This window comes from Segeticoccus sp. (assembly GCF_035708005.1).
Window position 1 is genome coordinate 1 of sequence record NZ_DASSTI010000048.1, and the last position, 10,955, is coordinate 10,955.

The 10,955-nt window shown below is 70.2% G+C and carries 10 protein-coding genes; 6 read left to right on the plus strand and 4 right to left on the minus strand.

The window, feature by feature from the left end; genetic code table 11:
- Nucleotides 1-175: 175 nt before the first annotated feature.
- Together meaB and VFL99_RS05650 are read right to left on the minus strand one after the other, a co-directional pair.
- Nucleotides 176-1,135, minus strand: coding sequence for a methylmalonyl Co-A mutase-associated GTPase MeaB (gene meaB, locus VFL99_RS05645; RefSeq protein ID WP_325105357.1), 960 nt, complete (start codon nt 1,133-1,135; stop codon nt 176-178).
- A gap of 1 nt (nt 1,136) precedes the next feature.
- A complete protein-coding gene (locus tag VFL99_RS05650; protein WP_325105358.1) occupies nt 1,137-2,333 on the minus strand; it encodes an acetyl-CoA C-acetyltransferase in 1,197 nt (398 codons plus the stop codon).
- A gap of 90 nt (nt 2,334-2,423) precedes the next feature.
- Here VFL99_RS05650 and mce point away from each other — a divergent pair, with 90 nt between their 5' ends.
- Complete coding sequence (mce, locus tag VFL99_RS05655; protein ID WP_325105359.1) at nt 2,424-2,885, plus strand: methylmalonyl-CoA epimerase; 462 nt, start codon at nt 2,424-2,426, stop codon at nt 2,883-2,885.
- Nucleotides 2,886-3,009: 124 nt separating this feature from the next.
- Here the strand turns inward: mce and VFL99_RS05660 are convergent, their stop codons facing one another.
- Complete coding sequence (locus tag VFL99_RS05660; RefSeq protein WP_325105360.1) at nt 3,010-3,555, minus strand: P-loop nucleotide/nucleoside kinase family protein; 546 nt, start codon at nt 3,553-3,555, stop codon at nt 3,010-3,012.
- Nucleotides 3,556-3,750: 195 nt separating this feature from the next.
- Here VFL99_RS05660 and VFL99_RS05665 point away from each other — a divergent pair, with 195 nt between their 5' ends.
- From VFL99_RS05665 to VFL99_RS05685, 5 genes are all read left to right on the plus strand, one after another.
- Nucleotides 3,751-5,298, plus strand: a complete 1,548-nt coding sequence (locus tag VFL99_RS05665) for a multicopper oxidase family protein (protein ID WP_325105361.1) — start codon at nt 3,751-3,753, stop codon at nt 5,296-5,298.
- A 178-nt stretch (nt 5,299-5,476) separates the two neighbouring features.
- The gene (locus VFL99_RS05670) at nt 5,477-6,427 is read left to right on the plus strand and encodes a metallophosphoesterase family protein (RefSeq protein WP_325105362.1); all 951 of its coding nucleotides are present in this window, start codon (nt 5,477-5,479) and stop codon (nt 6,425-6,427) included.
- A gap of 15 nt (nt 6,428-6,442) precedes the next feature.
- Nucleotides 6,443-8,104 (plus strand): APC family permease, encoded by a 1,662-nt coding sequence (locus VFL99_RS05675; protein WP_325105363.1) that lies wholly within the window; start codon nt 6,443-6,445, stop codon nt 8,102-8,104.
- Complete coding sequence (locus VFL99_RS05680; protein WP_325105364.1) at nt 8,101-8,925, plus strand: hypothetical protein; 825 nt, start codon at nt 8,101-8,103, stop codon at nt 8,923-8,925. The genes VFL99_RS05675 and VFL99_RS05680 overlap by 4 nt, the downstream gene beginning before the upstream one ends.
- Nucleotides 8,926-8,989: 64 nt before the next feature.
- Nucleotides 8,990-10,357, plus strand: coding sequence for an AI-2E family transporter (locus VFL99_RS05685; protein WP_325105365.1), 1,368 nt, complete (start codon nt 8,990-8,992; stop codon nt 10,355-10,357).
- Between the two features lie 103 nt (nt 10,358-10,460).
- Here VFL99_RS05685 and VFL99_RS05690 read toward each other — a convergent pair.
- On the minus strand, nt 10,461-10,955 hold a 495-nt coding region (locus VFL99_RS05690; RefSeq protein ID WP_414713721.1), incomplete at its 5' end, for an alpha/beta hydrolase.

Genomic DNA, 10,955 nt, shown 5'->3' on the forward strand with positions numbered 1-10,955 from the left:
CATGCCTCGACTCTAGGCCCGTCGAACCCGACCGGAGGGCCGCCCTTACCACGTGGCGCCCGAGCCGGACCGCGTCGATCGTGGCGCCGGATCGTTGTGCCGTGACGGCCGCCACCACGACCAGAACGGCACATCGATCCGTGACGACGATCGGCCGGGCCGGGGAGGCAGCCGGTCAGGTGAGCGCGTCGACGACGGTGTCGGCAGCGGCGTAGGGGTCCGTGCGGCCGTCGACGACCTGCTCGGCAAGATCGTCGACACCCTTGCCCTGGCGCAGGTCGCCCATCCGCGAGCGCAGGGCCCGGATCGCGATGGCCTCGATCTCGTCGCCGGCCCGCTTGACCCGCCGTTCGCGCAGCACGCCGTGCTCCTGCATCCAGGCGACGTGCTTGTCGATGGCCTCCATGACCTCGTCGACGCCCTCCCCCTTGGCGGCGACGGTCTTGACGACCGGCGGCCGCCAGTCCCCCGCCGCGCGGCGCTCGCCGAGGCTGATCATGTGCCGGATGTCGCGGACGGTGACGTCGGCGCCCTCCCGGTCGGCCTTGTTGACCACGAAGACGTCGCCGATCTCGAGGATCCCGGCCTTGGCGGCCTGCACGCCGTCGCCCATGCCGGGGGCGAGCAGGACCAGCGTGGTGTCCGCGAGCCCGGCCACCTCGACCTCGCTCTGCCCGACGCCGACGGTCTCGAGCAGGATGACGTCGCAGCCGGCTCCGTCGAGCACTCGCAGCGCCTGCGGGGTGCTCCACGACAGCCCACCGAGGTGGCCGCGGCTGGCCATCGAGCGGATGTAGACGTCCGGGTCGAGGACGTGGTCGCTCATCCGGATCCGGTCGCCGAGCAGCGCCCCGCCGGAGAACGGTGAGGAGGGGTCGACCGCGAGGATGCCCACCCGCTTGCCCCGCTCGCGGAACGCGGAGACGAGCGCGTTGGTGCAGGTCGACTTACCCACCCCCGGGCTGCCGGTGATGCCCAGCACGTGGGCGTTGCCGGTGTGCGGTGCGAGCGCGGCCATCACCTGGCGTAGCGCCGGGTGGGCGTTTTCCACCAACGAGATCAGCCGCGCGACCGCGCGAGGCGACCCCGCCCGGGCCGCCTCGACGAGGGCGGGGACGTCGACGGCGCGCGCCACGTCAGGCGGAGGGCACGCGCAGGATCAGGGCATCACCCTGGCCACCGCCACCGCACAGGCCAGCGGCGCCCACGCCGCCGCCCCGGCGACGCAGCTCCAGGGCGAGGGTGAGCGCGAGGCGAGCACCCGACATACCGATGGGGTGGCCGAGGGCGATCGCGCCACCATTCGGGTTCACCTTGTCGGGGTCGATGCCCAGCTGCTTGGTCGAGGCGAGCCCGACGGCAGCGAACGCCTCGTTGATCTCGACGAGGTCGAGCTCGGAGACGGCGATGCCCTCCTTCGCGCAGGCCTGCTCGATGGCGTGCGCCGGCTGGCTCTGCAGGCTGGAGTCGGGCCCGGCGACCACGCCGTGCGCGCCGATCTCGGCCAGCCAGGTCAGGCCGAGCTCCTCGGCCTTGGCCTTGCTCATCACGACCACGGCGGCGGCACCGTCGGAGATCTGGGAGGCCGAGCCGGCGGTGATGGTGCCGTCCTTGCGGAAGGCCGGACGCAGCCTCGCCAGGCTCTCCACCGTCGTGTCCGGCCGGATACCCTCGTCGGTCTTGAACTCGATCGGGTCGCCCTTGCGCTGGGGGATGCTGACGGCCACGACCTCCTCGTCGAAGAAGCCGTCCTTCCACGCCTTCGCGGCGAGCTGGTGGCTGCGCGCGGCGAAGGCGTCCTGCTCCTCGCGGCTGAACTCCTGATCGGCCTTGTTCATGTCTTCGGTCAGGCTGCCCATCGCCTGGTCGGTGAAGGCGTCCCACAGCCCGTCGTAGGCCATGTGGTCGCGCATCGTCACGTCGCCGTACTTGTAGCCCTCGCGGCTCTTCGGCAGCAGGTGCGGGGCGTTGGTCATCGACTCCTGGCCGCCGGCCACGACGACCTCGAACTCGCCGGCGCGGATCAGCTGGCTGGCCAGCGCGATCGCGTCCAGTCCGGACAGGCACACCTTGTTGATCGTCAGCGCGGGGACGTCCATCGGGATCCCGGCCTTGGCCGCGGCCTGCCGAGCGGGGATCTGCCCGGCGCCGGCGGTGAGGACCTGCCCCATGATCACGTAGTCGACCTGGTCGCCGCGCACCCCGGCCCGGTCCAGCGCTCCCTTGATCGCGAACCCACCGAGGTCAGCGGCCGAGAAGCCCTTGAGCGAGCCGAGCATCCGCCCCATCGGGGTGCGGGCTCCGGCGACGATGACGGATGTGCTGTCACTCATGTCTGCGGCCTCCAACGGTCCGTTCGTGAGCCCTGTCGGGTCCACATGCTGGTCTCCTCCCTCACTGTATCCGTGCCTACGCTGGGCCCCATGAGCCCCGCACCCGCGCCGTCCCCGTCCCTGTTCACCGCCATCGACCACGTCGGCGTCGCCGTGCCGGACCTGGACGAGGCGATCGCCTTCTACCGGGACACCCTCGGGATGACGCTCGCCCACGAGGAGGCCAACGAGGAGCAGGGCGTGCGCGAGGCGATGATGCGCGCCGGTGACGGCAGCGACGGCGGCGCCCAGGTGCAGCTGCTCGCGCCGCTGTCGCCGGAGTCGACGATCGCGACGTTCCTCGACCGCTCCGGACCCGGGCTGCAACAGCTCGCCTACCGGGTCGAGGACATCGAGGCCGTGTCCGACACCTTGCGTGCCCGCGGCCTGCGTCTCCTGTATGACGTGCCTCGCCGGGGCACCGCCGGGTCCCGGGTGAACTTCGTGCACCCCAAGGACGCCGGGGGCGTGCTCGTGGAGCTGGTCGAGCCGGCCGCCTCGGCGCACGCGTAGCCGGCCCGGCGCCGCCCCACCTTCGACCGACGACCCCGTGTGTGGCGTGTCGCGCCCCCTGCCCGGGCCGAAACGCCACACACGGGGTCGTCAGTGCCGGGTGGGCCGGGGCCGCCCGTATGCCTCAGCCCTCGACCGTCGCGCGGATGAGCCGGGCTGCCTCCTCGGGAGCGAGGACAGCGGTGTCGACCACGATGTGCTCGCGGTCCCACGGGTGGTACTCCCGCGCACAGATCTGCGCCCAGCCCGGCTTCGTCAGGTCGGCGATGTCCACCTCGCGCTCCTCGGCCCGGCGCCGGTGCTCGACGACGTCAGAGCAGACCACCTCCACCTCGACGACCTGCCCACCCGCACGCAGTCCGGCATCACGCCAGGCGTTCCGTGTCTCCGACCAGGGGTTGACCGACTCCGCGACGACGTCGAGCCCGAGCCCCAGCTGGTCAGCGACCAGGTCGTATCCGGTGACGTAGCCGGGCGGCATCTCCCAGCCGTTGCGGTCGGCGAACCGTCCTTCCGATCGCGTGATTGCCGTCTCGATCGTGTCGATCCGCAGGTATGCCGCGCGCAGCCCACGTGCCACCGCTCGCGCCACCGTGGTCTTGCCGGTGGCCGGCAGGCCCCCGACCACGACGAGCGTCGGCGGTCGGACCTGCTCTCCCCGGCGGACCATCCCGACAGGTTAGGCCCGCCCGACCCACCGACGACGTGGTGTGTGGCACCACGTCGCCAGTGCGGTGATGGGGTACCGCCCTGAACGATCACCCACGCTGACCCTGAGCCGACCCCGAGAAGGGTTCCCCTGCCGCCGGACCGGCCTGATGGTGGAACGGCACACCATCACCAACGCCGTTCGGGGGAATTCGTCATGCCACGCCGTCGGGGCTGCCTTGCCACGCTCATCATCAGCGTCTGTGCCGTCGTCGTCCTCGCCATCGGTCTCGTCGTCGGCGGGGCGGCGCTCGTGTGGTCCCGGGCGAGCACCGACACGACGGGAGAGGTCTCGTTCACGCGGCCACTCGGCATACCGCCGCTGGCGACGTCGCACCTGGACGCCCAGGGGCGACGCGTCTTCGAGCTGACCGCACGGGAGGGCACGACGGACTTCGGCACCGGCCACCCGGCTCCGACGTGGGGATTCAACGGCGACTACCTCGGCCCCACCCTGCGGGCGGAACGGGGCGAGCGGGTCCTCGTCCACGTCCGCAACGCCCTCCCGGAGACCACGACGGTGCACTGGCACGGGATGCACCTGCCCGCACGCATGGACGGCGGGCCGCACCAGCCGATCGCACCGGGGCAGACCTGGTCGCCGAACTGGCGGATCGACCAGCCGGCGGGGACGCTCTGGTACCACCCACACCCGCACGGCGAGACCGAGGAGCACGTGAACCGTGGCCTGGCAGGGATGTTCATCCTCGACGACCGGCGCAGCGAGAGCCTGCCGCTGCCGCACCGCTACGGCGTCGACGACGTGCCGGTCATCGTGCAGGACAAGTCACTCAACGGCTCAGGACGGCTGACGTCCTCCGAGCTCGGCGACACCATCGCCGTCAACGGCACGGTCGGACCCCACCTCGACGTGACGACCGAACGGGTGCGGCTGCGGCTGCTCAACGCCTCGACCAAACGGGTCTACGACTTCGGCCTCGATGACGACTCGGCGTTCACGCTCATCGGCACCGACGGCGGGCTGCTGCCGAAGAGCCAGCGGGTGCGCCGGATCCAGCTGGCGCCCGGCGAGCGCGCCAACATCGTGGTGACTCTGCGCCCCGGTGAGCGGCGGGTGCTGCGCAGCTGTCCGCCGGACCTGGGGATCAACGCCATCGGGGCGCGGTTCTCCGGGGGCGCGGACTCCTTCGACGTGCTGCAGCTGCGCGCGGCCGACCGGCTGACCCCCTCGCCTGAGGTGCCGCGAACGCTCGCGCCGGAGAACCTGCGGGAGGTGGGCACCGCCGCCGACTCGGTCCGCACCAGGACCTTCGAGCTCTCCGGCCGGCAGATCAACGACCAGAGCATGGACATGTCGCGCATCGACGAGGTGGTGCAGGTCGGCGACACCGAGACCTGGGCGGTCACCAACGAGGGCGGCGAGCCGCACAGCTTCCACGTGCACGACGTGCAGTTCCGCGTGCTGTCGGTCGACGGGGCTCCCCCGCCGCCGGAGCTGTCCGGGCTGAAGGACACCGTCTACCTTCGCGAGGGCGTGACCTACCGGTTGTTGCTGCACTTCACCGACTACGCCGATCCCGACACCCCCTACATGTTCCACTGCCACATGCTGCGGCACGAGGACGAAGGGATGATGGGCCAGTTCGTCGTCGTCCGCCCCGGCCAGACCGCCGGCAGCCGCGGCGACTCCCGCCCGGGAGAGGGAGCCGGCATGGACGGCATGCCCGGTATGGACCACGGCTGAGACGGGCCAGCGGCAGCCCGGCCACCTTTCGTCTTTTTCACGGCTTCCCCGGGCCGGGCACGGCTAGAATCGTTTCTGCTGATGTGCCGGTAGGAGGCCGTATGACGGGCCCACTGAGTGACCGAGTAACGGTCCGTCCGCGTCCGGGAACCGGGCAGGCTCGCGCAGGAGCCGGAGAATGGCCAAGGACCTCAAGCTCTTCTTCGTGACCGACATCCACGGGTCGGAAACCTGCTGGCGCAAGTTCCTGAATGCCGGGCCCTTCTACGAGGCGGACGTGGTCATCGTCGGCGGTGACATCACGGGCAAGGCCATGGTGCCCATCGTCAAGCACGCCCGTGGGTGGGAGACCACCATGTTCGGGGAGCGGGTGTCACTGACGACGCTGGACGAGGTCGCCGAGGTCGAGCGCAAGGTCCGCAACCGCGGCTACTACCCCCAGCAGATGAGCGAGGCGGAGTATGCCGAGCTCAGCTCTGACAGCGCGGCCCTCGACCGGCGGTTCACCGAGGTGATGCTGCGCGAGACGCAGCGCTGGCTCGACATGGCCGACGACAAGCTCCGGGGCCGGGTGCACCGGGTCGTCGTCTGCCCGGCCAACGACGACATGTTCGAGCTGGACCCGATCCTGCAGCAGACCGGTCACGTCGTGGAGACCAGCGGTGACGCCCCGATCGACCTCGAGGGCTTCGAGATGGTGTCGATGGGATTCACCAACCCGACGCCGTGGCACACGTTCCGCGAGGTGCCCGACGAGGACCTCGGTCGACGGCTCCAGGAGGCCACGGCCCACCTGTCCGACCCCTCGCGGGCGATCTTCAACTTCCACGCACCTCCCTACGGCAGCGGCCTCGACGAGGCGCCCGCGCTCGACGACGACCTGCGCATCGCGCGCGGCGGCGCACCGGTTCCCGTGGGGTCGAAGGCAGTGCGCGAGGCGATCGAGCGGGTGCAGCCATTGTTGGGGTTGCACGGCCACATCCACGAGAGCCGCGGCGTGAAGCGGTCCGGGCGCACCCTCGTGCTGAACCCGGGCAGCAGCTACGAGCAGGGCATCCTGCAGGGTGCCCTCGTGACGCTGGACCGCAAGAAGGCCAAGGTCAAGAGCTATGTCCTCGTCAACGGATGAAGTTCAGGAGGAGCAATGACCTTCAAAGAGGCGGAACCTCCCACACGGATCGAGACCCCGACGCTGTTCCTCCGCAACGCGACGGGACTCGTCAAGGGGTGGTCGCGGTTCGACGCCTTCCTCTATTCGCACTTCTCCGTCAACTTCGTCACGCTCGGCTTCTTCTTCTCGATCGCCGCGCTGCCCTTCATCCCCCAGGGTGAGGTCATCCCGGCACTGATCGTGACGGTCATCTTCGTGTCGTTCCTCGTCTTCGCCTACGCCGCGCTGATCTCGGTGATGCCCCGAGCCGGCGGGGACTACGTCTGGCAGAGCCGGATCCTGACCCCGGGCCTCGGCTTCGTGTTGTCCGTCGCCGGGTGGTGGTTCATCCTCTGGTACTGGACACCGGTGTACGCCAACATCCTCGACGTCGAGATCCTGCAACCGATCGCGGCGGTCTTCGGCGGCACCGCCGCGGTCTCCTGGCTCAGCAGTGACAACGGCATCTTCGTCACCTGCATCGTGACGATCGCACTCGCGGCGCTGCTGGTGGGCCTGGGCATGCGCGGCTACGCGCGGGTCCAGCGCTTCTGCTTCTTCCTCGGCGGCCTGGCCCTGCTGATCATGTTCCTCATCATGCTGTTCACCAGTCGGGGCACCTTCATCTCGGCGTTCAACGCCGGCGCGCACGACCTCTTCAACGCCCACGGGGACGTCTACCACCGCACGATCAGCGTCGCCGCCAAGGGCAACGGCTACGTCGCTCCCACGCACCCGGGGATCACCCCGTTCTTCCAGCACTCGATGCTGCTGACGCCCATCCTCTGCTTCTGGATCCTGTGGCCGACCTGGGGTGCCACGCTCTACGGCGAGGTCAGGGGTGCCAGCGACTTCCGCGGCGTCGTCCGCGGGATGATGAGCGGCCTGTGGAGCGTCTTCCTCATCGCGATCATCTTCTTCTTCCTCGCCCAGCGGACCTTCGGGTGGGACTTCTTCAACAGCGCCAACATGAACTACGAGTCCGCCGTGTTCGGCTCGACCGTCGCCCCGACCATCCCCGTCTGGTCCTACCCGCCGTTCCTCGTGTCGCTGCTGATCCCCACCGCACCCCTGCGCGCCATCTTCATCCTCGCCTTCGGCGCGTGGTTCCTGGGCTGGGTGGGGACGCTGTTCCTCTCCTCGACGCGGGTGATCTTCGCGGTCGCCTTCGACCGGATCCTGCCGGAGCGCTTCTCGAGCGTGACCAGCCGCCACCACGTCCCCGTCTGGGGCCTGCTGCTGATGCTCGTGCCGGCCTTCGTCGTCAGTGCCCTCTACGCCTACACGAACGAGTTCAAGACCTTCGTGCTCGACGCGACGCTGGTCATCGCCATCACCTTCTTCGGGTCGCTCGTGGCCGCCGCCATCCTGCCCTGGCGCAAACCGGACCTGTTCGAGAACTCACCGGTGGCGCGGTACCGCCTCGCCGGCGTCCCCCTCGTCACGGTGTGCGCGGTCCTGGCGGCGGCCTTCATGGGCTGGAACATCTACGAGTGGCTGACGAACTCGGTCTACGGCGTCAACAACAGCACCTCGCTCATCTTCATGGGGGCGATGTACCTGCTCGCGATCGTCATCTACGTGGTCGCCAAGGTCTGGCGCCGTCGACAGGGTCTGGACCTGGACGTGCTCTACAAGGAGATCCCGGTCGAGTGAGCACCACGAGCGACGACAGGGACCACAGCACCACCGGCGAGACCGGCGAGCACAACAACATGGAGCCCCTCGACAACGACCCGGTCGTCGCCCAGGCGATCGAGGTGGTGGAGACGGCCGCCGCGGCCGGCGTGCCGCTGCGGCTGCTCGGCGGGCTGGCCGTTCGGGTGCTCACCCCCGACTACCCGCCCCGGGCCCGGGACGACCAGGACATGGACTTCGCGTCGGCGTCGCCGTTCCAGCGCGAGGTGACCGACGTCTTCGGCCGGCTCGGGTTCGTGGGCGACGAGCGGTTCAACCTGCTGCACGGGGACCGGCAGATGTACTTCCGCACCCCCGACGGCACCCGCGGGGTCGATGTGATCATGAACGAGCTCACCATGTGCCACACCCTGGACTTCCGCCACCGCCTCGGGCAGGCGCCGTACACGCTGGGGGTGACGGACCTGCTGCTGTCCAAGCTGCAGGTCGTCGAGCAGAACGAGAAGGACGTGCAGGACAGCGTCTACCTGCTGTCCGCCTTCCCGGTGACGCCGGAGGACGCGGACCGGTCCCTGAGCCTCGCCCGCGTGGCCGAGGTCGTGGGCAACGACTGGGGATGGTGGCGCACGGTCACCCGGAACCTCGACCGCATCGTGGAGCTGGCCGGCGGCTCCCTCGCCCACCTCGTGCCCGAGAACACCCGGCATGACCCGGTGGAGCAGGCGAGGACGATCCGCGGGGCGGCCGACGCCTGCCGCAAGAGCATGCGGTGGAAGGCGCGGGCCAAGGTCGGCGAGCGCGTGCGCTGGTACAACGAGCCGGAGGAGGTCGGCCACTGACCACGGGCACCTGCCTGTGGACGGATGCACCGGTACCACCCCGCCGTGGGCGACAATTGCCCGCGTGAGCAGACGATCGATGCGCCCCCGCAGCCTTCGCCTGAACAAGCCCGAGGGCAACGTGCTGCAGTCCTGGTCGGACTACCGGCGTCGCCAGCGCGCGGCGCTGCGCGAGAGCAACCGCCGCCGTGACCCGGACCTGGACACCGAGCCGGGTCCGGACCTCGGCGCCGGGGGCCAAGGGGGCGAGGCGCCATGGACCGACGGCACGGACGAGGCGAGCACTCGGCATACCACTGAGGCGGAGGGGGCCGCGCCGGGCGAGAGCGCAGGGACAGGCGCCACCCGCGTCGCCGACCACGACGTGGACCGGTTCGGCCACCTCGGGCGACCGCTCAGCCGCAGCTCGCCGTTCTACGTGGGCTTCGTCGGCGCGCTGGGGGTGCTCGTGGCCTACGGGCTGGTGCAGGGCGTCACCCGGCTGGCGACCGTCCTGACCCTGCTGCTCGTCGCGTTCTTCCTGACGCTGGCGCTCAACCCGATCGTGGAGTCCCTGACCAAGCGGCAGGTGCGCCGGTCCTTCGCCGTGACGCTGGTCTTCCTCGGGGTGATCGTGGCGTTCGTCGCGATCGGGTTCCTCGTCGTGCCGCCGGTCGTGCAGCAGGCCACGCAGCTGGCGACGAACGCGCCGACGTACGTCGACAACCTGCTCGACACCCCGCTGGTGCAGCGGCTCGACCAGCACTACGACATCGCGGAGAAGGTCCGTGCCGAGGTGCAGAAGCGGGTCACCGACGGGCAGTTCGTGAGCACGGTCGCCGGCGGCGTCTTCGGGGCCGGCAAGGCGCTCGTCAGCGGGCTGTTCTCGACGTTCACCGTGCTCATCCTCACGCTCTACCTGCTCGCCTCACTGCCGCGGGTCAAGCACGCCGCCTACGCCATGGTGCCCGCCTCCCGGCGTCCCCGCGTCGCGTCGCTGTCGGAGGAGATCATGCGGCGCGCCGGCAGCTACGCCATCGGCCAGGCGGCCGTCGCCGCCATCAACGCGGTGTGCAGCTGGATCATGATGACCATCCTCGGGATCCCGTATGCCGCGGTGCTGGCTGTCGTGGTCGGGTTCCTGGGGCTCATCCCGATGGTGGGCGCCACACTAGGGGCGCTGCTGGTCTTCGTCGTGGCGCTGTTCAGCAGCCTGCAGACCGCGATCATCGTGGCCGTCTACTACGTCGTCTACCAGCAGATCGAGAACTACGTGATCGTGCCCAAGATCATGCAGCGGACGGTGTCGGTGCCCGGTGCCGTGACCGTCGTCGCGGCGCTGGCCGGCGGCACGCTGCTCGGCGTGCTCGGGGCCCTGCTCGCGATCCCGGTGGCCGCCGGGCTGCTGCTGATCTACGAGGAGGTCCTGATCCCCCGCCAGCGCCGGGCCTGAGCCGGGCCAGCACGATCGTTGCCCCGAATCGTCGGGCGCTTCTGGTCGCCAGAGCGGCCAAAAGCGCACCACGATCGCAGACAACGATCCATGCGGGAGCCGATCAGCCCACCACCAGCGAGGCGGGGACCTCGGTCGGCAGCTGTGCGTGCCCGGGCAGCACCGCCTGCACGATCTCGTTCAGCACCCGCCGGACGTAGGTCTCCCCGACCCACAGGTGCTTGGCGTCGTCGACCCCGACGACCCGGCACTGGGGCAGGGCGGCGAACCGCTCGGTCGCCTCGGCCGGCCGCAGGTAGTCGTCGAACTCGGGCACCAGCGCCAGCACCGGCTTGCCGAGGTCGGCCCAGGCCTTCAGGTGCTCCTCGCGGGCGTGCTTCAACGGCGGGCTGAGCAGGATCGCGCCCTCGACGGTCGGGTCGGCGCCGTACATCAGGGCCAGGTCGGTGCCGAAGGACCACCCCACCAACCAGCGCCGCGGCAGCGGGGGGTCGTCGGCGAACTCGGCGTACTCGAGGGCGGCGGCGACGTCATACCGCTCCGACTGCGCGTCGTCGAAGGCGCCCTCGGAGGTCCCCCGCGGCGAGCTCGTGCCACG

Coding starts and splice junctions, on each gene's coding strand:
- VFL99_RS05650 (WP_325105358.1), bottom strand. CDS start 2,333: ATGAGTGACAGCACATCCGTCATCGTCGCCGGAGCCCGCACCCCGATG.
- mce (WP_325105359.1), top strand. CDS start 2,424: ATGAGCCCCGCACCCGCGCCGTCCCCGTCCCTGTTCACCGCCATCGAC.
- VFL99_RS05660 (WP_325105360.1), bottom strand. CDS start 3,555: ATGGTCCGCCGGGGAGAGCAGGTCCGACCGCCGACGCTCGTCGTGGTC.
- VFL99_RS05665 (WP_325105361.1), top strand. CDS start 3,751: ATGCCACGCCGTCGGGGCTGCCTTGCCACGCTCATCATCAGCGTCTGT.
- VFL99_RS05670 (WP_325105362.1), top strand. CDS start 5,477: ATGGCCAAGGACCTCAAGCTCTTCTTCGTGACCGACATCCACGGGTCG.
- VFL99_RS05675 (WP_325105363.1), top strand. CDS start 6,443: ATGACCTTCAAAGAGGCGGAACCTCCCACACGGATCGAGACCCCGACG.